General features: G+C 62.2%; 24 protein-coding genes. 9 read left to right on the plus strand and 15 right to left on the minus strand.

From position 1 onward, the window contains the following. Window positions 1-155: 155 nt before the first annotated feature. Window positions 156-509, plus strand: a complete 354-nt coding sequence (locus RMO51_RS00805; RefSeq protein WP_310391143.1) for a hypothetical protein — start codon at window positions 156-158, stop codon at window positions 507-509. 432 nt (window positions 510-941) lie between these two features. Here the strand turns inward: RMO51_RS00805 and RMO51_RS00810 are convergent, their stop codons facing one another. Both RMO51_RS00810 and RMO51_RS00815 read right to left on the minus strand, forming a co-directional pair. Next, a complete protein-coding gene (locus RMO51_RS00810) occupies window positions 942-1,439 on the minus strand; it encodes a DUF4440 domain-containing protein (RefSeq protein WP_310391145.1) in 498 nt (165 codons plus the stop codon). 89 nt (window positions 1,440-1,528) lie between these two features. Beyond that, on the minus strand, window positions 1,529-2,335 hold the full coding sequence (locus RMO51_RS00815; RefSeq protein ID WP_310391147.1) for an AraC family transcriptional regulator: 807 nt from the start codon (window positions 2,333-2,335) through the stop codon (window positions 1,529-1,531). A gap of 96 nt (window positions 2,336-2,431) precedes the next feature. Between RMO51_RS00815 and RMO51_RS00820 the strand changes: the two genes are divergently transcribed. Then, a complete protein-coding gene (locus RMO51_RS00820; RefSeq protein ID WP_310391148.1) occupies window positions 2,432-2,644 on the plus strand; it encodes a hypothetical protein in 213 nt (70 codons plus the stop codon). Between the two features lie 66 nt (window positions 2,645-2,710). On the opposite strand, the gene RMO51_RS00825 is transcribed toward RMO51_RS00820, so the two are convergent. The 6 genes from RMO51_RS00825 to RMO51_RS00850 all read right to left on the minus strand — a co-directional run bounded on the left by RMO51_RS00825 (window position 2,711) and on the right by RMO51_RS00850 (window position 7,579). Beyond that, window positions 2,711-3,247, minus strand: coding sequence for a hypothetical protein (locus RMO51_RS00825; RefSeq protein ID WP_310391150.1), 537 nt, complete (start codon window positions 3,245-3,247; stop codon window positions 2,711-2,713). Window positions 3,248-3,255: 8 nt separating this feature from the next. Beyond that, window positions 3,256-4,497: an XRE family transcriptional regulator gene (locus RMO51_RS00830; protein WP_310391151.1), complete on the minus strand. Its 1,242-nt coding sequence runs from the start codon at window positions 4,495-4,497 to the stop codon at window positions 3,256-3,258. Window positions 4,498-4,690: 193 nt separating this feature from the next. Further along, a complete protein-coding gene (locus tag RMO51_RS00835) occupies window positions 4,691-4,879 on the minus strand; it encodes a hypothetical protein (RefSeq protein WP_310391153.1) in 189 nt (62 codons plus the stop codon). Next, a complete protein-coding gene (locus tag RMO51_RS00840) occupies window positions 4,876-5,067 on the minus strand; it encodes a hypothetical protein (protein WP_310391154.1) in 192 nt (63 codons plus the stop codon). Before RMO51_RS00840 ends, RMO51_RS00835 begins: the two co-directional genes overlap by 4 nt. A 58-nt stretch (window positions 5,068-5,125) precedes the next feature. Next, the gene (locus tag RMO51_RS00845) at window positions 5,126-5,824 is read right to left on the minus strand and encodes a hypothetical protein (RefSeq protein WP_310391156.1); all 699 of its coding nucleotides are present in this window, start codon (window positions 5,822-5,824) and stop codon (window positions 5,126-5,128) included. A 753-nt stretch (window positions 5,825-6,577) separates the two neighbouring features. After that, window positions 6,578-7,579 carry a sugar phosphate nucleotidyltransferase gene (locus tag RMO51_RS00850; RefSeq protein ID WP_310391157.1) on the minus strand — a complete coding sequence of 334 codons (1,002 nt, stop codon included), beginning with the start codon at window positions 7,577-7,579 and terminating at the stop codon, window positions 6,578-6,580. A gap of 201 nt (window positions 7,580-7,780) precedes the next feature. Between RMO51_RS00850 and RMO51_RS00855 the strand changes: the two genes are divergently transcribed. From RMO51_RS00855 to RMO51_RS00870, 4 genes are all read left to right on the plus strand, one after another. Further along, window positions 7,781-8,359 carry a LemA family protein gene (locus RMO51_RS00855; RefSeq protein WP_310391159.1) on the plus strand — a complete coding sequence of 193 codons (579 nt, stop codon included), beginning with the start codon at window positions 7,781-7,783 and terminating at the stop codon, window positions 8,357-8,359. Window positions 8,360-8,453: 94 nt separating this feature from the next. Then, window positions 8,454-8,912: a TPM domain-containing protein gene (locus RMO51_RS00860; RefSeq protein WP_310391161.1), complete on the plus strand. Its 459-nt coding sequence runs from the start codon at window positions 8,454-8,456 to the stop codon at window positions 8,910-8,912. Window positions 8,913-8,938: 26 nt separating this feature from the next. After that, the gene (locus RMO51_RS00865) at window positions 8,939-9,793 is read left to right on the plus strand and encodes a TPM domain-containing protein (protein WP_310391163.1); all 855 of its coding nucleotides are present in this window, start codon (window positions 8,939-8,941) and stop codon (window positions 9,791-9,793) included. Between the two features lie 184 nt (window positions 9,794-9,977). Further along, window positions 9,978-10,157 carry a hypothetical protein gene (locus tag RMO51_RS00870; protein ID WP_310391165.1) on the plus strand — a complete coding sequence of 60 codons (180 nt, stop codon included), beginning with the start codon at window positions 9,978-9,980 and terminating at the stop codon, window positions 10,155-10,157. A gap of 89 nt (window positions 10,158-10,246) precedes the next feature. Here RMO51_RS00870 and RMO51_RS00875 read toward each other — a convergent pair whose 3' ends face one another. From RMO51_RS00875 to RMO51_RS00895, 5 genes are all read right to left on the minus strand, one after another. Beyond that, window positions 10,247-10,921 carry a sterol desaturase family protein gene (locus tag RMO51_RS00875; RefSeq protein ID WP_310391166.1) on the minus strand — a complete coding sequence of 225 codons (675 nt, stop codon included), beginning with the start codon at window positions 10,919-10,921 and terminating at the stop codon, window positions 10,247-10,249. 29 nt (window positions 10,922-10,950) lie between these two features. Further along, on the minus strand, window positions 10,951-11,496 hold the full coding sequence (locus tag RMO51_RS00880; protein WP_310391167.1) for a shikimate kinase: 546 nt from the start codon (window positions 11,494-11,496) through the stop codon (window positions 10,951-10,953). Window positions 11,497-11,607: 111 nt separating this feature from the next. Next, complete coding sequence (locus RMO51_RS00885) at window positions 11,608-12,666, minus strand: ABC transporter permease (protein WP_310391168.1); 1,059 nt, start codon at window positions 12,664-12,666, stop codon at window positions 11,608-11,610. A gap of 9 nt (window positions 12,667-12,675) precedes the next feature. Beyond that, window positions 12,676-13,830 (minus strand): BT_3928 family protein, encoded by a 1,155-nt coding sequence (locus tag RMO51_RS00890; protein WP_310391170.1) that lies wholly within the window; start codon window positions 13,828-13,830, stop codon window positions 12,676-12,678. A gap of 221 nt (window positions 13,831-14,051) precedes the next feature. After that, window positions 14,052-14,585, minus strand: coding sequence for a DUF1599 domain-containing protein (locus tag RMO51_RS00895; protein ID WP_310391171.1), 534 nt, complete (start codon window positions 14,583-14,585; stop codon window positions 14,052-14,054). A 110-nt stretch (window positions 14,586-14,695) separates the two neighbouring features. Between RMO51_RS00895 and folP the strand changes: the two genes are divergently transcribed. The 3 genes from folP (at window position 14,696) to RMO51_RS00910 (ending at window position 17,059) form a co-directional block, all read left to right on the plus strand. Beyond that, the gene (gene folP / locus RMO51_RS00900; protein WP_310391173.1) at window positions 14,696-15,574 is read left to right on the plus strand and encodes a dihydropteroate synthase; all 879 of its coding nucleotides are present in this window, start codon (window positions 14,696-14,698) and stop codon (window positions 15,572-15,574) included. Between the two features lie 118 nt (window positions 15,575-15,692). Further along, window positions 15,693-16,535: a diadenylate cyclase CdaA gene (cdaA, locus tag RMO51_RS00905; RefSeq protein ID WP_310391175.1), complete on the plus strand. Its 843-nt coding sequence runs from the start codon at window positions 15,693-15,695 to the stop codon at window positions 16,533-16,535. Window positions 16,536-16,696: 161 nt separating this feature from the next. After that, window positions 16,697-17,059 carry a hypothetical protein gene (locus RMO51_RS00910; RefSeq protein WP_310391176.1) on the plus strand — a complete coding sequence of 121 codons (363 nt, stop codon included), beginning with the start codon at window positions 16,697-16,699 and terminating at the stop codon, window positions 17,057-17,059. Window positions 17,060-17,151: 92 nt separating this feature from the next. Here the strand turns inward: RMO51_RS00910 and kbl are convergent, their stop codons facing one another. Beyond that, window positions 17,152-18,399, minus strand: a complete 1,248-nt coding sequence (gene kbl / locus RMO51_RS00915; RefSeq protein ID WP_310391177.1) for a glycine C-acetyltransferase — start codon at window positions 18,397-18,399, stop codon at window positions 17,152-17,154. A gap of 101 nt (window positions 18,400-18,500) precedes the next feature. Further along, complete coding sequence (locus RMO51_RS00920) at window positions 18,501-19,436, minus strand: NAD-dependent epimerase/dehydratase family protein (protein WP_310391179.1); 936 nt, start codon at window positions 19,434-19,436, stop codon at window positions 18,501-18,503. Window positions 19,437-19,550: the final 114 nt, after the last annotated feature.

The raw sequence follows: 19,550 nt of genomic DNA on the forward strand, positions 1-19,550 counted from the left end.
TTGTTCCTTGCGCCAGCGCAGCGGCGTGCTGGTGCGCAAAAGTTGCTCGTTCAGCAAATGCTTGAAAATGCACACCGCCCGCATCAAAATCGTCATCGACAACCATAATCGCAGCATCATCCTGAATTAGACCACCACCCCGCCACTTACAACAAGTGCGCGACACGGGAGCCTGGGAGCCCTGGCTGCTTTACCTCATCACGGGCGTCGAGCAAACCGCCCGCGAAACCATTGCCCTTGTCCAGGTCATGCGGCAGCTGATGCAGCAGGCGCGGGAGCAGCTGCGCGGCTACCGCTTCTACAGCCAGGACTTGCTCAACCACTTGTTTCGCTACCCCTACACCCGCATCGAGTTCGTGCAGCAGGAGCTACAGGTGAGCCGCCTCACCGCCGGCACCTACCTCAACCAACTCTCCCAGCCCGGCGGAATGTTGCAGAAACACAAGCTGGGCAAGGCCAACTACTACGTCAACCAGCCGCTGTACGAGCTGCTGGCGCGGCTGGGGTAGCTGGGGCAAAGCGCAGTTTAGAAGGACGAGCCATCCGGGCGCTTCCCTCGCCGGTTGAGGGAGGGGCCGTGTCCCAACTGCCTATCGTGGCATACTAAATCCCGTCCTCACCGATACGTTCCCCGCCGAGCTTCCCCTTCTTCCCCAGCAACGAGGAACTGGTGCGGCGGCTCGATGCCGCAACCGCAGCCCTGCAAGAACCAGCCTCGGCCAAGTAACCCCGCGCAGTGCGGCGGCCCGCCGCGGCGGGCATGGTGGCCGAAAGGGGAGGATTTGGCGGCGCAAAACGTGGCAGCACCTGAAGACGCGCAGGCGGCGGAGAAGCAGGCCAATAGGCAGGCCCCGGACTTGCCCCTGCCACCCGACGAGTGGTTCAAGTGCAGCTTTCAACTCGGGGGGGCAGATGGCACAAGCTACGGTCAAGCGCCAATCCTAGCGCGCCGGCTCGGTAGCCGGCGGGGCAGGGTGGTCGGGGCTAAACGAGTCGCGGAACATCTTCCAGCCTGCCGCCGTCTTTTTCCAGAGCACCAAATATTTGCCCCTGCCCAGTATCGTTTGGTGGGCGTTGCGCAATTCAAACAGCCCCTGCTCGGTGGCATAGTCGCCGCTGCCCCACACTCCCTGGGTGGTGAAGTGTCCCCCGCGAATTCCCATTTGTCGATAGGCGACTCGAAAGAAGGCCGGCGCGGCATCCGGACCGCACAGGGCCGACGCATCGGCCGGCATAATGCACGCGTCGGCAGCGTAGCGCTCGGTGAACAACGTGGAGTCGCCGGTTGTGAATGCTTGCCAGTACATGCGGTTGCTCGTCGCAATCGCCTCTTCAACGCCTACAGGCGTGGCAAGCTGGTTGTTGACTGGGGTTGTATTGTTGGAGGAACAAGCCCCGGCCAGCAGGGAAAGTAGGAAGAGCAGCTGATTCTTTTTCATGACGTGCGCCGTGTTGAATGGGTTAGAAACCCTGCAAAGCACTTGCGCAACCAGTCAGCGAAATTGTATGAATCGGAACAGCCCCTGTTTTATCCCACGGGCCCGTTCAGCAGGAAGTCTGCGGGCACGTACTGGGAGGGCGTCAGTCCGGTGAATGATTTGAAATCCCGGATGAAGTGCGATTGATCGAAATAGCCGCTGGCGTAGGCCACGCCGGTCAACGAATCCGGGGACCGGTGCAAGCAGGCGAGACTGCGCTGCAAGCGAATGATTTTTAAAAACTGCGTGGGAGACATCCCCACAAACGCGAGAAAAAGCTGATGCAGATATCGGGTGCTGATGCCGCATTGGCGCGCTACCTCTAGCAGACTTGGGCCCTGGGGATGGGCGAGCAGTCGTTGCAGGGCAAAATCTACCACGCGAAAGGCCCGCGTGTTCGGCTGGGAACGCAGCGCCCGCAGCAGGAAGCGTTCCAGGTGGCCGAGCCGGGCGGCTTCGGAAGGAGCAGCCAGCAACTGCTCTTGCAAGCGCGGCATGTCCGCGCCGAATACGTCGGCCAGGTCCGTGGCAGTGTCGTTCAGTGATGCCACCGAACTGCGCAGGAACAAGCCGGCTGTGTGGGGCTGGAAGCGTACGCCGAGCAATATATTGCGCCCCTCAACGTGAACCGAGCAGGCTTTGGTGAGCTGGCCCAGCAGCTCGGTGCGCGGCGTAACAACCGGCTGGCCGTCCAACACCGAAACCAGCGTGGCCGTCCCTAGGTTGAAGACCCATTCCAGTTGGCCTTTCGGAAACAGGGTATCCGTGCCGGTGTGGGCACCTTCTGAATCCAACTCCCAAAAGCAGTGGACGTAGGGTTGTAGCGCGGCGCAAGGCCTTGTATAGTGGAATCGCATTGGGCAAAGTAATCACCGCCCATCCTTACGACAACTGCTACAGCGAAGGTCGGCCACACGCTGGTGCGGCACCCACGCCCCCATCAAAAAAGGGCCTTGTGCCCCAATCTGCACCGCGCCTTCGACCGCCACCTGTTCTGGATTGACGCCGACTACTGCGTGCGCGTGGCCGAAGGCTTCGGCGAGCCCAGCGGCGTCGACTACGGCGTGCGCCGCTTCGAGGGGCAAGAGCTGCGGTTGCCGGAGCGGCGGGAGTGGTGGCCGGAGGTGGAGAATCTGGCGCAGCAGCAAGTTTCTCGCACTTCATGACAACCGTTGAAATAGGAAAGCCTTGCCCACTCAAATTAGCAAGGCTTTTCTGCTGAAAATGAGATGTTAGCGAAACCGCATTTTTTTGTTCAGCTCGTAATAACTGAGGAAAATGTCATAAGCAGTTCCATTATGATTAGCCCAGTCTTGGGTGACAGTAAAAGATTCGCGTAAGAAGGACAAAAGGGACTGGCGACTGTCAGCTCCAACCTTGCTACCATCAGTTGGCCTGTCTACTCCCTGACGTAGAAATAAATTTTTCTCATCATATACCATCTGCCGCAGCTTTTGATTGTCTGGACCAGCAGGTAATGACTTCATCAACAATCTGCGAATGGTGTAGAACAAGTCGTACGATTCTTTTGGATTTTGCAGGTCTCCAGCAAATTCAGGCTTGAATGGCTCGTCTTCGGTCCCGTTCTCTTCAAAGTCGAAACTTGATTGCTTTCCCTTGCCCTCTGCATTGGCCTCCGCCTCATCCGACAGACGCTTAAGCCTATCCATGAAATCCTGCTCCTGTTCGTCACCCTCCCTTCTAGGCGCGCCCTTGAACTCGTCCTTATCAGACTCCTCAGAGCCTGGAAAATCTTCGTTATTCTTCATGCAATGTGTTAGTTGGATGATTGGGAGTTAGTTGCTAAAAGTTCTTTGACTTTATCAGCTTCTTCTACTAGAAGGGAATTATTTATCCAAGGGGCCTTGTGAAGTTGGTCAGAGCAAACATCTGACTTAGTCAAAAAACGGTTGTAATACTGAAAACCAGTTTTGTCGTTTTGGTCACTGAGTTCCTTAGCATGCATGTAATAAATAATTGATGAGTGGATGCCATTCTGCTCGGCGTAGGAGGCGACAAAAGATTCAATGTTGATGTAGTTCTTGATGTACTCGAATTTGCGAGTAGGCAGAAGCATTTGCCGGGCAAACCGGTCTGCTTGTGGCTCCATCAACATCAAGTCTTCAATGCCATCAGTAATATGATATTTGAGGACTGCCAATTTATCCAAGTGGAAAATCACATGACCTAACTCATGCAATAGGGTAAGCCATAGCAATGGATAGGATTTAAAGTGGTCAGTGATGACAATACAGGGCTTTTTGTTCACAATGAATGTTCCTCCCTGTACAGAGGTGTTCGGCAAGGATTTCTGTGTGATAACTGTAACCCCAGCATTATATAGTGCCCGCATTACTGTAAGCAGCCCAGTTTTCTCTTTGCGAGTAAACTGTTGTATTTGAGTTGACAGTTTTTCCACCCTGTCTGAATCGAAAGGGTTGGGATTGTCAATTCTTTTGAATTGCTTGTAGGCAGACATAATCCAGAAGGACATCATTTTATCCTCCACATTCGTCTTCGCCCGACTGAATAACACTGCTGCCGACTCTGTACCATATTCATACAACGAGTTCAGTCCGAAGTATTGAATAATACGGGCGCTTATGTGCCCATAGTCAATAGATTCAATAAAGCCAATTTTACGGAGGCGGGCAACATCAAAATTCTTGATAATGAAAGATGCTTCTTTTACCCGCTCTACCGATTTGAAATCATCAGTCGGCATCACAGAAGCGGCAAACATTTTAATGACTTCCTCAACGCTTACATCTAAGAAGTGTGCTAGTTTGAGGGCGGTCAAAACATCGGGTTTCTGCAAAGCGCCCGTGATGAGCCTGTCGTAAGATGAGCGAGGAATACCTAATACCTCGCTTGCTCCTTTCGTAGACAGGCCTAATTCATTTCGGCGGCTTTCAATTAAAGAAGCTAACGACGGTGAATCTGTTGTCACTAGCAGTTTCAGCACTTCATCCATCAACGCGGATGAGTTATCCATGCTGGTTTTTTTAGGGTCTTCCATGATGATTGTGCCAATATTTTTGGCAAATATAATAAACTGTACAATTTTGTACAACTATTATAAACTGTTTAGAAAAGTAAAAAGTTGCCCGGTAGAAATCTAAAGAAGCCTCGGCTGCTGGTGCGGCCGGGGCTTCTTCATTGCCTGCCAGGCGGCCGCCAGGGGCACGCCAGGCCGCTGGTACTCTAGTTTCTCAGGTTCTGTCGGCGGCTGGCGCAGGCTCGGCGGCCTGGTCCGGCGCATTCGGGGTGCGGTAGGGCCGGAGCAAGGCCTGGCGCTCGGCAAACGTCTTGCCGGCCATCTCGCGCGAAAGCTCCTCTTTCACCTGCCGGAAGAAGGCCACGGCCTTGAAGCCGGGGATGGGGGTGCGGTCGATGTTCATGCTTCGGTGAATTCTAAGGGTGAGCGGATGTCCACTGGCGGGTAACCGTTTTGCAAGTTGATGGCGTGAAAAAACCGAATCCGGTCCAGGTTGACGATGTGCTTGAAGTTCCAACTCACCACCACGTCCAAGCGGTTCACCGAGGCCAGGGCAATGTGTTGGGCATCGGCCAGGCTGCCTTTACCCAAAAACGAAGCCCCGGCCGCTCACGCCGCCGGGGCTTCTTCTTGCTTCTACCCGCCGCGCTTAGGCGGTCGGGTCGGTGGGCGTGGGCGGTTCGGGCGCCTCGGCGCGGGCACCGGGGGCGTCGTCGATGCGCAGGGCTTCGCGCAGGGCGGCGTAGAAGGCGGGCTGCTTGCGCTTGAGCGTCTCGATGGCCGGGGCCAGGGTTTGCTTCACGTGCGCGTCGGCGGCGCGCAGGGCGGCGTCGAGGGCGGAGTTGGAGGCTTTGCCGGTTTCGCGCGCCACCTTGGGGGCCGTGAGCAGGGCGCTGAAGGCCGCGGTGGCCTGGTCGAGCTCGTCGAGGTCGGCCTTGTCAAGCTCGGCCTCGGCGGCCAGGGCTTTGGCGTTGGCGCGGGCGTGCGCGGCCACGTTGCGGGCTTCGGCCAGCACCAGGGGGCCGGGCAGCGACTGGTAGTCGGACTTGTTCCGGCGCAGGGCGTAGGCTTTCTCCTCGTCCTGGGCTTCGAGGTAGAGCAGGTGCAGGGCGTTGGCGATGGGCACCACCACGGCAATGAGGTTGCGCTCTTCGGTGCTCTTTTTGAGCGTGGCCCCCTCCGAGCGGCCGGCGGGCGCGGCCATGAGGTCGTCGGCAGCCGTCAGCAGCGCGTCGTGGCGGGCAAAGGCGCGCGTCACCAGGCCCGGCACCGGGACGGTCGCGTGGTCCTGGCGCACCTGCTTGAGTTTGAGTTGGCGGTTCCAACGGGCCGTTTGCTGCTTGTCCATGCGGTAAAAGGGTTAAGAATGAGAGAAATGTTGTTCTGCAAAGGTGAACGAAAAACCTCAACAGTCCGTATCCTCAGCTATATCTTTTCGCTAATGCTTGGCCGGGCGGCCGGGGTGGCGGCCGCTGGGGTTCCTGCGGGCTGGTGCCTGGTTCGACCACCGCTACCCAGCCGCAGCCAGCACCCGCGGCTCGCGGCGGCCTGCGCAGCGGCCGTAATGGGCCCGGTGCAGCCCCTCCGCTTCACCACTTAAAGGCCATTTCAGACGCACCAGAGCCCTTTTGACGCGCCGGATATTGTAAATCCGTGCCCGATTTGTGCGATTCCGTTCCAGCCTTGCGCAGTTGCTAAGCCCGACCAGACGATTCCCATCCCGACTTGTACGATTTCTATCCAGGCCAATCCAAACGCAACCCGGGATTAGACGATTTACAGTCGGATTAAGATGATTTCGAGTCGAACACCCGTGATTTTTAGCCTGACTAAGCCAAATACGGGTTTGCCTACGCCATTGCCGGCTCCTCCTTTCCCCGTCGGCGCGCGTCTCAGCCGCGCTGCCCCCGAGCCCGACGTTTCCAATCACCCCGGGCGCGTCGCCGCGCCGAGGACGCGCGCAGGCGTTACCTAGGAACTCGCCGACGCTTCCCAACAGACGCCTTTCTAGCGCCAGCAGGAGCGGTTTCCGCCGCCCCGCCCCAAGTCGTCAGGCTCCCCTCTCCGCAGGAGAGGGGCCGGGGGTGAGGTTGCCCCGCCCTTAACTATAGTCAATCTCCGTGTTATCCCCGATATTCAGCGAGTGGTTCATGCCCCGGAACGAGGCGTCCGAGCCCACGATGCAGTCGTGCATCACCGCCGATCGCAGCTCCGAGTAGCTGCCGATGATGGAGTCGCTCAGGATGCAGTTTTTGATGATGGTCTTGTCGCCGATGGCCACGTTGGGGCCGATGATGGAGTGCGAAATCTGGCAGCCCCGCCCGATGCTCACCGGCGGAATAATCACCGCGTCCGGGAACTCGGAGTAGTCGCGCGGCTCCAGAAACTCGGCCGTGTTGAGCAGGCGGGCGTTGGCTTCGAGCAGCGTGTCCTTGCGCCCGCAGTCGAACCAGTTGTCCACCGGGCAGGTCGTCATCACCTCGCCTTCCTCGATGAGGTGCATGAGCGCGTCGGTGAGCTGCAGCTCGCCGTGGGTGCGCACGTCGGCGTCGTGCAGCCACTCCAGGGCCCGGGCCAGCTGCTCGGGGTAGGCCAGCTTGTAGAGGCCCACCATGGCAAAGTTCGACTTCGGAATGTTGGGCTTCTCCACCACCTTGCTCACCCGGCCCCCGGCGCCGGTTTCCACCAGCCCGAACATGCTGGGCGTCTTCACCTCCTTCACGGCCAGCACCGAGCCGGGCGTGGCCAGCAGGGCCGGCAGGTCCACGTCCACTATCGTGTCGCCGAGCAGGATGAGCACGCCGTCGGGCTCGTGGCGAAACTCCTCGCGGGCCAGCCACAGGGCGTGGCCCAGGCCCTCGCGGGGCTCCTGCACCACGAAGGTGGCCTGCAGGTCGGGGTAGGTGCGGCGCACGTAGCGCACGATTTTATCGCCCAGGTAGCCCACGATGAACACAAACTCGGTGAGCCCGGCCGCCGTCAGGCGGTCGATGATGTGGCCCAGGATGGTGTTGCCGGCCACCGGCACCAGGCTTTTGGGCTGGGTGTGGGTGTGCGGGCGCAGGCGCGAGCCAATGCCGGCGACGGGAATAACGACTTTCATTGCTTCGAATGAAGAATGAGGAATGAAGAATGAGGAATTACCAACGAAGGCGTCCGGGGCGCTAGTTACGGCTTTTTGCAGTAGGCACAACCGCCGGAGCCCCTTTGCGTACCTTTCGCCGTGCGGAGGCCAACCACTAACCTCACCCAAGGTTTCGGTCGGCATTCTTCATTCCTCATTCTCCATTCCCCATTCAAAAAGATGAAACGCTTTCTCCTTTATTTCGCGGGCCTGGCCCTGTTGCTCACCCAGTCCTCGTGCGGCTACAACGGCATGGTGACGCGCGACCAGGCCGTGAAGGCCCAGGCCGGCAACGTGCAAAGCTCTTACCAGCGCCGCAACGACCTCATCGGCAACCTGGTCAACACCGTGAAGGGCGCCGCCAAGTTCGAGCAGGGCACCCTCACCGCCGTCATCGAGGCCCGCGCCAAGGCCACCAGCGTGCAGCTCAACCCCAACGACCTCACCCCCGAAAACATCCAGAAGTTCCAGGCCGCCCAAAGCCAGATGTCGGCCGGCCTGGGCCGCCTGCTGGCCGTGTCCGAAAACTACCCCGACCTGAAGGCCAACGCCAACTTCCAGGAGCTGCAGGCCCAGATTGAAGGCACCGAAAACCGCATCAACGTGGAGCGCAACAAGTTCAACGCCGTCACCCAGGACTACAACACCTTCACCCGCACCTTCCCCAACAACCTGTTCGCGGGCATGTTCGGCTTCCCCCCCAAGCCCTTCTTCGAGGCCGACCCCGCCGCCAGCAAAGCGCCGACCGTTCAATTTTGATTTCAATGAGGAATGAAGAATGAGGAATGAAGAATTGGCCCTGGTTGGCCGTTCCCAATTCCTCATTCTTCATTCCTCATTCCTCATTGAAACAATGAAATCCCCCCTCACTCCCGCCCAGGATGCGGCCCTGGTGGCGGCCATCCGCCAGGCCGAGGTCACGACGTCGGGCGAAATCCGGGTGCACCTCGAAGACACCTGCCCCACGCCCGAACCCCTCGACCGGGCCGCGCAGGTGTTCGGCGAGCTGGGTATGCACCGGACCGCCGCCCGCAACGGCGTGCTGTTTTACCTGGCCTGGCAGAGCCGCAAGTTTGCCGTCATCGGCGACTCGGCCATCAACGCGGCCGTGCCCGACGACTTCTGGGAAACCACCAAGGAAGCCGTGCTGGAGCAGTTCCGCACCGAAAACTACGTCCTGGGCCTGGAGCGCGGCATCCGCATGGTGGGCGAGCAGCTCCAACGCTACTTTCCCTACGACAAGACCACCGACCGCAACGAGCTGGACGACACCATTTCTTTCGGCGGCCCCCAGCCGTCGCCCAACGCATGAGAACATCCGGGGCTGACGCCCGCCCGTTGCCGCCACTTCGCCGCGCCGCGCCCGCCTGGGCCGGCCCGGCGCGGGCGTGGTGGCCGCTGCTGCTCGCGCTGCTCTGGCTGCTGCCCGCCCTCGGCGCCGGGGCCCAAAGCCTGCCGCCCCGCCCCAGCCCGCCGCGCCTGGTCAACGACCTGGCCGGCCTCATGCAGCCCGGCGAAGCCGACGCGCTGGAGCGCAAGCTGGTGGCCTACAACGACAGCACCTCCTCGCAAATCGCCGTGGTCACCGTGCCCAACCTCGACGGCGCCGAGATTGCCGACTACGCCCAAAAGCTGTACGTGAGCTGGGGCATCGGCCAGAAGGGCAAGAACAACGGCCTGCTGGTGCTGGTGGCCCGGCAGGAAAAAAGCGCCCGCATCCAAACCGGCTACGGCCTCGAAGGCGCCGTGCCCGACGCCATCGCCAAGCGCATCATCAGCAATACGCTGGTGCCCGCCTTCCGCCAAAACCAGTACTACGCCGGCCTCGACCGCGCCACCGACCAGCTCATTGCCCTGGCCAAAGGCGAATACCAAGCCGACCCGGCCGACGCCCGGCCCCGCGGCCGGCGCGACCGCACCGGCTCCGGCTTCCCGTTCTGGCTGATAATTGGGGCGCTGGTGCTCGTCTTCGTCCTGCTCCGCAACCGGGGCGGCGGGGGCGGCCGCGGCAACCGCGGCGTGGGCGGGGGCGGCTTCTTTCCGCCCTTCCTGCTCGGCACCCTGCTGGGCGGCAGTGGCGGCGGCGGGGGCTTCGGTGGTGGGGGTGGTTTCGGCGGCGGTGGAGGCGGCGGCGGCTTCGGCGGTTTTGGGGGCGGCGACAGCGGTGGCGGTGGCGCCAGCGGCAACTGGTAGGCTGGGTAGTGGTCAGTGATTAACGGTTAGTGGTTAACGGTTAGTGGTGTTCAAAAAAGCACTAACCGTTAATCACTAACCACTAACCGTTAATTGCCAACCTTTTGCTGACTGCGGCAGTAACAGCGGCTACCTGGCCGCCCCGGCGGCGGCCCGCTTCCCTCACCCTAGTTCATTTCGCGTCATGACTGCTTCCCGCCTTTCCCTGTTTGTGTTTCTGCTGGCGCTGGCCACCACCCTCACGGGCTGCGATGCCATTGCCGGCATCTTCAAAGCCGGTGCCTACACCGGCATCATTGCCGTGTTCATCGTGGTGGCGCTGGTGTTTTTCATCGTGAATAAAATGCGCGGCCCCCGCACCTAGCCGTACCACCCAAGCTGCGCTGCCACAAGGCAAAAAAGCGCGACCCCGGTAACGGAGTCGCGCTTTTTTAGTGCGCCAGTGCGAATGACTTATTCGCTCCGCTGCTTGCCCGGCATGGTGCCGATGAGGTGGTCCCAGAGCGTGCTCGATACGCCGAAGGCCACGGCGTCCTGCCGGTAGTGGTGCTGGGCGTGGTGGGTCCACCACACCTTCAGGAAGTTCTTGGGCGGCGAGTACGCGTGGATGGCGTAGTGCACGAACAAGTACGTGGCGTAGCCGAACGTAAAGCCCGCCAGCAGCCCAAACGCGTAGGAGCCGAAGCTGAGTCGGAAAATAAAGAACAACAGCGACGACACGAACACCGTGACGATGGGCGGCATGGCCAGCCGGGTTTTGTCCTTGGGGTACTCGTGGTGCACGCCGTGCAGGGTGTACTGGAACTTGGCCCGGCCCGGCGTGGTGGCCGGAATGTGGTACAGGTAACGATGCACGGCGTACTCCACGAACGTGAAGCCGAACAGCCCCAGCAAGAACAGCCCCAGCGCCGACGCGCCCGACATGAAGCCGTGGGTGAGGCCGTAATACAGGCTCAGGACGGTGGTGATGGCAAAAATGCCCACCGGCAGGGCAATGTGCGTGTGCGAAAGCCGCTCCAGCACCGGGTTCTGAAACAGCTGGGCCGAGCCCTTGTGCTTGGGCCGCCCCCGCCCCGCTGCGGGCGAAGCGGGAGCTACGACGGGTTCTGCGGTGGATACTGACTGCATAAGACGTACAAACGAATCAATTAACGAAACTACGCGCCCGGTGGTAATTCGGTTGCTGGTGCCGCAAACCCCGCGGCGGTCAATTGCGCGGCCACGGCCGCCGCCGCGAGGTCGTCCCCGGAGCAGCGCAGGCGGGCCTGCGCATAAAACTGTGCGCGGGCGCCCAGGGTTTCACGCAGCCACTTTTCGGAAGGGCCGGCGGTGGCCAGGAGGGGCCGGCTGGCCGTTTCGGCCACCGCGGCCAGCCGGGTGGCCAGCACCGGCACCGGCACGTCGAGCCACGCGGTGAAGCCCGTGGCGTTCAGCACGGCCAGGTTACCGTGGAAGCAGGGCGTGCCGCCGCCGGTGGCCAGTACCAGCGGCCCCGGCCGGGCCGCCACCGCGCGCAGCACATCGGCTTCCAGTTGGCGAAAATGCGCCTCGCCGTGCTGCAGGAAGATAGCCGGGATGACCTGACCAGCACGGGCCCCGATTTCGGCGTCCAGGTCCAGAAAAGGCAAGTTGAAGTGGGCCGCCAGGGCCCGGCCCAAAGTGGTTTTGCCCGAGCCCGGCATGCCGATGAGGTACAGTTTCACGCGGTGCTTAATTGCTTAATGAGGAATGAGGAATGAAGAATGAAGAATGAAGAATTATCGACCGGGAATTCTTCATTCCTCATTAAGCGCAGCGTAGCGTGTAATGCAGCGTCAACTGATTTTCACCCGCGGGTCGAGCACGGCGTACAGCACGTCGACCGCAATATTGATTACGACAAACAACGCGGCCACGAACAGGGTGGCGCCCATTACCACGGGAAAGTCCAGGTTTTCGACGGCCCGTAGCGTCACGGTGCCCAGGCCTTTCCAGTTGAAGATGTATTCGATGAAAAACGCGCCGGCCATGAGCGAGGCCAGCCAGCCCGACACGGCCGTGACCACCGGGTTGAGCGCGTTGCGCAGGGCGTGGTGCAGCACCGTGGCCCGCGGGCTCAGCCCCTTGGCCCGGGCCGTGCGGATGTAGTCCTGGCCGAGCACGTCCAACATGCTGGAGCGGGTGAGCTGCGTAATAATGGCCAGCGGCCGGATGCCCAGCGCCACGGCCGGCAGCAGCAGGTTGCGCAGCACCAGGTGGCTCTCGCCCGTAAACGGGTCCGTTTCGTAGAGCTGGCCCGTCAGGCTCAGGCCCGTCCACGGGCTCCAGTAAAAGCCGAACGTGACGGCAATGGCAATGGCAGCCACGAACGACGGCACCGAAATACCCAGCACCGAGGTGGTGACCAGGGCGCGGTCGAGCGCCGACTGCGGCCGCAGGGCCGCCGCCACCCCAAAGGCCACGCCGCCCACGCTGGCGATGAGCATGGCCGCCAGCGCCAGCCACAGCGTGCCGGGGAAATAGTCGAGCAGGATGCGCAGCACGTCCTTATTGCTCTGGAAGGAGCGGCGCAGGTAGGGCATTTTCAGCACCAGGGCCCGGGGGCCCAGCGGCAGCAGCGCCACGCCGCCGTAGCGGGCCCGGCCGGCCGAGTCCCGCGGGTGCAGGCCCAGCGGCGAGGCATCGTTGAGGTAGCCCGCCAGGCGGGCGGGCAGGGGCTGGTCCAGCCCCAGGTCGGCGGTGATGGCGGCCTTGGTGGCCAGGTCGGTGCGCTGGCCGGCCAGCAGGGCGGCCGGGTCGCCGGGCAGCACGTTGAAGAGCAAGAACACCGTGCACGCCACGCCCACGAGCACCAGCAGGCCCTGGGCCAAACGACGGAGGATGAAGGCGAGCACGGCGCGGGGCTAGAGGCCTTTTTCCACCTCGAACAGCTCGGGCACGTCGTGGTAGTGGTACTTGGCGCGCACCACGCCGTCCTTGAGCACCATCAGCCCGGGGTTGGAACGAATCATGGACTTGAGCACCGTGGCGTCGGCGAAGTAGTAGGGCGTGGCGATGTTCATTTCGTGCCGGAAGGCGTCGAACTTGGCCGGGCTGGTGCTGGTGATGGTGACGGCCGTGATGTTCTTGCGGGACTTGCCGGCCGCGTTCAGCAGCGCGTTGATGGCCACGAACCGGTCGCGGTCCGTCTTGTTCGTGTTTTGCACGATGAGCACGAGCTTGATGCCCTTGAGCAGCTCCGCCGTGTAGGAATTGCCGTTGACGTCGGCCACGTCGAAGTCGGTAATGAGCGGTTTCGACGCCTCGGGGTTCAGCACCGTCATTGCCTTGTAGCGCCAGGTGGTATCGGTCGGAAACGCGTCGAACTCCTTGGTTTCGCCCCGGCGCTCGAATGTGTAGCGGTAGCGGGCCTGCTCGGCGGGCTTCATGAGCTGGCCGATGTTGTTGCCCACTTTGTAGGGCAGAAAGTCGAAGTACGGCAGGTGCCCGAGGGCCCGCACCCCGATGCCGATGGCAATGGCCGAGGCAAAGGTCATGGCCATGATGGCGGGCGTGCCCTTCACAAAAGCGCGGCGCAAAAACCGCTGGTTAAAGAACACCACGGCCCACAGCCCCAGCAAGAATACATCTTTGGCAAACGACGTCCAGGGCGTGAGCTTGATGAAGTCGCCGAAGCAGCCGCAGTCGGTCACCTTGTTGAAGGCGGCCGAGTAAAAAGTCAGGAACGTGAAGAAGACCAGCAGCCCCAGCAGCACCCACAGCGTCTTGCGCAGGTGCCAGCGCAAAAGCAGGGCCACGCCCAGAATGACTTCGAGCGAACAGAGCACGATGGAAAGCGCGCGGGCCATGCCCTTGAAATACAAAAAGAACGAGCCAAAATCGACGGCAAACACCTCGAAATATTCTTCCAGCTTGAGGGCCGTGCCCACCGGGTCGTTGAGCTTGACGAGGCCAGAAAAAATGAACAAGGCCCCCAGCAAAAACCACGACACGCGGGTGAGCGTGCGCAGCGGATGCGGGGCGGGGGCAACGGCGGGAGCGGAAGTGGAGACGGCCATAACGCAAAGTAAACCGTTGGCAAACGGGCGGGCCGCACGCAAAGTTTGAATTGGGGCGATGAAGTAAAAAGAACGTCATCGTTAGTGAGTATTCGCTTGCCGGAGCGTCTCGCCCGCGGCAGTAATCCAACCCGTTCACTGAGGCGAGCGAGATGCTTCGGCGGCGCTCAGCATGGCGTTCTTTCTGCTTTATCACCCTATTTCGTCATCGCCCCAGCGCCTCACTCGCCCCGCAGAATCAGGGCAAACACGGCGTAGTTGAGCATGTCGCGGTAGCTGCCTTCCACGCTTTCGCTCACCCAGGCGGCGCCGCCCAGGTCTTCGAGCTGCTTCACGCGGTGCAGCTTCATCAGAATCAGGTCCGTGATGCTCGATACGCGCATCTGGCGCCAGGCTTCGCCGTAGTCGTGGTTTTTGGCCAGCAGCAGGCGGCGGTTTTCGGCGGCTTCGTGGTCGTAGGCGGCGGCCACGGCTTCGGGGCTCATGTCGAGCGGGGTTTCGGGCGGCAAGTGCAGCTGCATTAGGGCAATGAGGCAGTAGTTGACGATGGCCACGAACTCCCCGTTCACGTCGTCGGCCACGAGCTGCACGCCGGTTTCTTGAATAGTGCGGATGCGGTTGGCCTTGATAAAAAGCTGGTCCGTGACGGAAGGCAGGCGCAGGATGCGCCAGGCCGTGCCGTAGTCGTGGGTTTTGGCCAGAAACAGAGCGCGGCAGCGGGCCAGCAGCAGGTCGTAGTGGTCGGGAGTCTGCAAGGGGCGAATAGGTGAATGGGCGAATGGGTGAATGGGCGCGCAGCCTCTACCACCGATGCAAGTTCGGGCGGGTGGGCGGATATTGTGGGCCGCACCGCTTCCCGCCCGCCATGCTGTTCCCCGTTCACTCATCCATTCATCCATTCACTCATTCACTGCTGTCGCCCCACGGCCGCCTGCTGAGCCTGCACCGGCCGCAGGTGATGGGCATCCTCAACCTCACGCCCGACTCGTTCTTCGCCGGCAGCCGCGTGGCGTCCGAGCGCGACCTGCTGGCCCGGGCCGAGGCCATGCTCACCGCCGGGGCCGCCGTGCTCGACCTCGGCGCCTACAGCACCCGCCCCGGGGCCGACGACATTTCCGCGGAAGAGGAAACCCGCCGGCTGCTGCCCGCCGTGGAGGCGCTGCGCCGGGAATTTCCGCAGGCCTTTCTCTCCGCTGATACGTTCCGGGCCGCCGTGGCCGCCGCCGCCGTGGCCGCCGGGGCCGACCTGGTGAACGACGTGGCCGGCGGCACCCTCGACGCGGCCATGTTTGCCGTCGTGGGCCGCCTGCGCGTGCCCTACGTGCTGATGCACCTGCGTGGCACGCCCCAAACCATGGCCCAGCTCACGCACTACGACGACGACCTGGTGCTCACGCTGCTGCGCTACTTCCGCGACGCCCTGGCCGCCCTGCGCGCTGCCGGCGCCGTGGACGTGCTGCTCGACCCCGGCTTCGGCTTCGCCAAAACCGCGGCCCAGAGCCACGAGCTGCTGCGCCGCCTGCCCGAGCTGCACGCGCTGGGGCGGCCCATTCTGGCGGGCCTCTCGCGCAAGAAGATGGTGTACGGCCCCCTGGGCCTCCGCCCCGAAACGGCCCTCAACGGCACTACGGCCCTGCACATGGTGGCCCTGCAAGGCGGCGCCCGGCTGTTGCGGGCCCACGACGTGGCCGAGGCGCGCCAAACCGTGGAATTATTTGCCAATACCTTTCCAGCGGGGGAATAAAGGCCGTAATTTGGGGAGCGGAAGGGCGTTTGCGCGGCGGGTGGTGCAACGGCTGGGCCCGGGAGGGTCCTTGTGTTAATTGCCCGCCGCCCGTCTCCTCCTTTCAGTCACCTACCCCATGTCCGGCCCCTTCCCCATCAATTTCCTGCAATTCGGCTGGATTGACGCGGCCGACGTGCTCCTGGTCACGGTGCTGCTCTACCAGCTTTACAAGCTGCTGCGCGGCTCGGTGGCCCTGAACGTGGCGCTGGGCCTCGTCTTGTTCTACCTGCTGTACTTGGTGGTGAAGGCCACCGGCATGGAGCTGCTCACCAAGATTTTGGGGCAGTTCATGAGCGTGGGCGTGCTGGCCAGCATCATCCTGTTTCAGCAGGAAATCCGGCGGTTTCTGCTGAACGTGGGCAAGGCCACGGCCCTGGAACGGATGCGCGGCTGGGGCTGGAGGCGGGCGCCCGGCGCGGCCCCGCTGGCGGTGAGCCCCTTCGTGGAGGCCGCCAAAAGCTTGTCGGGCAAGTACACCGGCGCCCTCATCTGCTTCTCCCAGGCCTCCGACCTCAGTGCCTTCGCCGAATCCGGCGACCGGCTCGACGCCGAAGTCAGCAAGCGCCTGTTGCTGTCCATCTTCAACAAAACCAGTCCCCTGCACGACGGCGCCGTGATAGTGGCCGGCGGCCGGCTGCTGGCCGCCCGTTGCATCCTGCCGGTGAGCGAAAACCCCGACGTGCCCGCCTCGCTGGGCCTGCGCCACCGCGCCGCCATCGGGCTGAGCGAAATCACCGACGCCGTGGTGCTGGTGGTGAGCGAAGAAACCGGCGCCATGAGCCTGGTGCGCCACGGCGAAGTGCACCGCAACCTCTCCACCGCCGAGCTGCGCACCCGCCTGAACGAGTGGCTGCTGAGCAGCGGCCCCGGCAGTCCGGCCGCCAGCTCCAGCAATCCGGTAGGGGCTGAGGCGGCCTGAGCAACGTGGGCGCCCCCGCCCGGTGAGGTGAGGAGATGGGCGGGCTCCCTGAGCTTCACGTCGGCCGCAACCCTGCGGTGATTGGGCCGTTAGCGCGTATTCACCCATCCCAGCGGATGCGGGTGGTAAAAATGCTTCAACCCTCCAATCAACCCAGCGCTATGAAAATTTCCGTTGACAAAGGCCAGGACAAGGGCTTCCTGCCCGACGGCCGCCACACGGTCGAAATCACCGCCATCGAAGAAGGCACGAGCGAGCACCAGCACGTGCCGTTCTTCGCCGCCCGCCTGGAAAACGAGGACGGCTTCGTGTCGCAGCGGTTCTACAACTCCGAGGCCGGCCACCCCATCATCCTGCAACTGTACTCGGCCGCGGGCATCAAGCCCGAAGAAGGCCAGGACCTCGACACTCAGCAGCTCATCGGCAAGCGCGTGTCGGTGGAAGTGAGCGACCATTCCTACGCCGACCCGGCCACCGGCAACGAGCGCAGCGTGCGGCAAGCCACGGGTTTCCGGGCGGCTTGATTCAGTTAAAAGGGAAGAGTTAAAAGTTAAAAAGACCGCCTAAGTTGTCAGGCGGTCTTTTTAACTTTTAACTCTTCCCTTTTAACTGATTACTACGGCGTGTTCGTCACCACCTGCTCGCCGGTTGGCTGGGCCACGCCTGGGGCTTTCAGCGTGCCCAGCTCTTTCCCTACTTCGATAAAGGCGGCAATGGCTTTATCGAGGTGGGCGCGGGTGTGGGCGGCGCTGAGCTGCACCCGGATGCGGGCCTGACCCTGCGGCACCACGGGGTAGTAGAAGCCCACCACGTAAATGCCTTTTTCCAGCATTTTGGCGGCGAATTCCTGGGCCAGCTTGGCGTCGTAGAGCATGACGGGCACGATGGGGTGCTGGCCGGGGCGGATGTCGAAGCCGGCGGCGGTCATTTGCGCGCGGAAGTAGGTGGTGTTTGCTTCAAGCTGGTCGCGCAGGGCGGTGCTTTCGGTGAGCAGCTCCAGCACGCGGAGCGAGGCGCCCACGATGGCCGGGGCCAGGGTGTTGCTAAACAAATACGGCCGGCTGCGCTGGCGCAGCATGTCGATAATCTCCTTGCGGCCCGAGGTGAAGCCGCCCATGGCTCCGCCCAGGGCCTTGCCCAGCGTGCCGGTGATGATGTCGACGCGGCCCATCACGCCGCGCAGCTCGTGGGTGCCGCGGCCGGTTTTACCTAGAAAGCCAGAGGAATGGCACTCGTCCACCATCACCAGGGCCTGGTATTTGTCGGCAAGGTCGCAGATGAGGTCGAGCCGGGCGATGGTGCCGTCCATGCTGAACGAGCCGTCGGTGACGATGATGCGGTGGCGCGAGCCCTTGGCCTGGGCGGCCTGGAGCTGCTTCTCCAGGTCGGCCATGTCGTTGTGGGCGTAGCGGTAGCGCTGGGCCTTGCACAGGCGAACGCCGTCGATGATGCTGGCGTGGTTGAGCGCATCGGAAATAATGGCGTCCTGCTCGTTGAACAGCGGCTCGAACACCCCGCCGTTGGCGTCAAAAGCCGCGGCGTAGAGAATGGTGTCCTCCGTGCCCAGGAACTCGGCCAGCTTGGCTTCCAACTCCTTGTGAATGTCCTGGGTGCCGCAGATGAAGCGCACCGATGACAGGCCGTAGCCGTGCGAGTCGATAGCCGCCTTGGCCGCTTCGATGACCTCGGGGTGCGAGGAGAGGCCCAGGTAGTTGTTGGCGCAGAAGTTCAGCACCTCGCCGGCTTCGTCGGTTTCGATTTCGGCGCCCTGGGGCGAGGTGATGATGCGCTCCTTTTTAAAAAGGCCGGCATCCTGAATTTCCTGGAGCTGCTGCGCGAGGTCGGGCTGAAGGGTGGCGTACATTTTACAATGAGGAATGAAGAATGAGCAATGAGGAATTACAACAAAGGTCGCCCTGATAATTCTTCATTGCTCATTCTTCATTCCTCATTGAGCCGCAGGCGTTACACCGCCGCTTGCCGGATGCCTTCGGCGTAGGGCGTGGCCGCGAAGAATTGCCGGTCAAATTTCGAGCTATCGAATACATACGGCCGGTCGTTCTGGTAGAACATTTCCACCGACTCGCGCACGGGCTCCAGGAACAGGCCCACGGCGCGCATCACGAGCTTGGGCAGGACGCTGATTTTGGACGGCACGCCGTAGTGGGCGGCGGCCTGCGCCGCAAACTGCCGGGCCGTGAGGGCGGGCGCGGCGGTGGGCAGGTGCCAGGTTTGGCCAAAGGCGGCCGGCGTGGTGCCGAGCACGGCCGTGGCCCGGCCCGCGTCGGGGGTGAAGGTGAAGGAGTGGGGCTGGTCGACGCTGCCGGGCCACTGGGCGGCCTTACCTTTTTTCAAGTTGTCCAGGATGAGCATGTTCGGCACCGAGTTGGCGATGTTTGGCCCATAGAAGTCCGCGGCCCGGGCAATGAGCGCCCGTACCCGCCCGGCCTGCATGGCATCCAGCACTTGGCGGGCAATGCGCGCGCGCACCTCGCCTTTGCGGCTCACGGGGTTGAAGGGCGTCTCTTCGGTCATCGGGCCGTCCACCGCGCCGTACATGTACACGTTGTCGAAGAACACCAGCTTGGCGCCGTGCTGCTCGCAGGCGTTGAGCACGTTGGTCATAATGCGGGGCCAGTCGGCCTGCCAGGTTTTAATGTTGTAGGGCAGGCCCGCCACCAGGTACACCACCGCCGAGCCGGCCACGGCGCGGTCGGTTTGGGCCGCGTCGGTGAGGTCGGCGGGTAGCAATTCGTCGGTCGCATTCACCTTTTTGGGCTGGCGGCTCACCAAGCGCAGCGGCTCGGTGGTGAGGGTGGGCAGCTGGCGGGCCAGCTCTTGACCGATGGTGCCGTTGGCGCCGAGAATGGTGTGCTGTCTCGTCCGTCCAGAGCTGTACACTAGTTCTGAATTCCATGAACGAGAATCGGCCGCGCAAGGAGCGCCAGAAATATGAGATTTATTCAATGGCCGTCCGGCTGGAAGTTGTGCGCCTGGTGGAGTCGGGCCACTTGC

This window comes from Hymenobacter sp., from assembly GCF_031398885.1.
Classification (GTDB): Bacteria; Bacteroidota; Bacteroidia; order Cytophagales; family Hymenobacteraceae; genus Hymenobacter.

Excerpts from the sequence above, each read along its gene's own strand:
- RMO51_RS00815 (WP_310391147.1), bottom strand. The coding sequence starts at position 2,335 with ATGCGATTCCACTATACAAGGCCTTGCGCCGCGCTACAACCCTACGTC.
- RMO51_RS00910 (WP_310391176.1), top strand. The coding sequence starts at position 16,697 with ATGAAAATTTCCGTTGACAAAGGCCAGGACAAGGGCTTCCTGCCCGAC.
- folP (WP_310391173.1), top strand. The coding sequence starts at position 14,696 with ATGCTGTTCCCCGTTCACTCATCCATTCATCCATTCACTCATTCACTG.
- RMO51_RS00870 (WP_310391165.1), top strand. The coding sequence starts at position 9,978 with ATGACTGCTTCCCGCCTTTCCCTGTTTGTGTTTCTGCTGGCGCTGGCC.
- RMO51_RS00825 (WP_310391150.1), bottom strand. The coding sequence starts at position 3,247 with ATGAAGAATAACGAAGATTTTCCAGGCTCTGAGGAGTCTGATAAGGAC.
- RMO51_RS00845 (WP_310391156.1), bottom strand. The coding sequence starts at position 5,824 with ATGGACAAGCAGCAAACGGCCCGTTGGAACCGCCAACTCAAACTCAAG.
- cdaA (WP_310391175.1), top strand. The coding sequence starts at position 15,693 with ATGTCCGGCCCCTTCCCCATCAATTTCCTGCAATTCGGCTGGATTGAC.
- RMO51_RS00890 (WP_310391170.1), bottom strand. The coding sequence starts at position 13,830 with ATGGCCGTCTCCACTTCCGCTCCCGCCGTTGCCCCCGCCCCGCATCCG.
- RMO51_RS00810 (WP_310391145.1), bottom strand. The coding sequence starts at position 1,439 with ATGAAAAAGAATCAGCTGCTCTTCCTACTTTCCCTGCTGGCCGGGGCT.
- RMO51_RS00830 (WP_310391151.1), bottom strand. The coding sequence starts at position 4,497 with ATGGAAGACCCTAAAAAAACCAGCATGGATAACTCATCCGCGTTGATG.
- RMO51_RS00860 (WP_310391161.1), top strand. The coding sequence starts at position 8,454 with ATGAAATCCCCCCTCACTCCCGCCCAGGATGCGGCCCTGGTGGCGGCC.
- RMO51_RS00835 (WP_310391153.1), bottom strand. The coding sequence starts at position 4,879 with ATGAACATCGACCGCACCCCCATCCCCGGCTTCAAGGCCGTGGCCTTC.
- RMO51_RS00855 (WP_310391159.1), top strand. The coding sequence starts at position 7,781 with ATGAAACGCTTTCTCCTTTATTTCGCGGGCCTGGCCCTGTTGCTCACC.
- RMO51_RS00850 (WP_310391157.1), bottom strand. The coding sequence starts at position 7,579 with ATGAAAGTCGTTATTCCCGTCGCCGGCATTGGCTCGCGCCTGCGCCCG.
- kbl (WP_310391177.1), bottom strand. The coding sequence starts at position 18,399 with ATGTACGCCACCCTTCAGCCCGACCTCGCGCAGCAGCTCCAGGAAATT.
- RMO51_RS00875 (WP_310391166.1), bottom strand. The coding sequence starts at position 10,921 with ATGCAGTCAGTATCCACCGCAGAACCCGTCGTAGCTCCCGCTTCGCCC.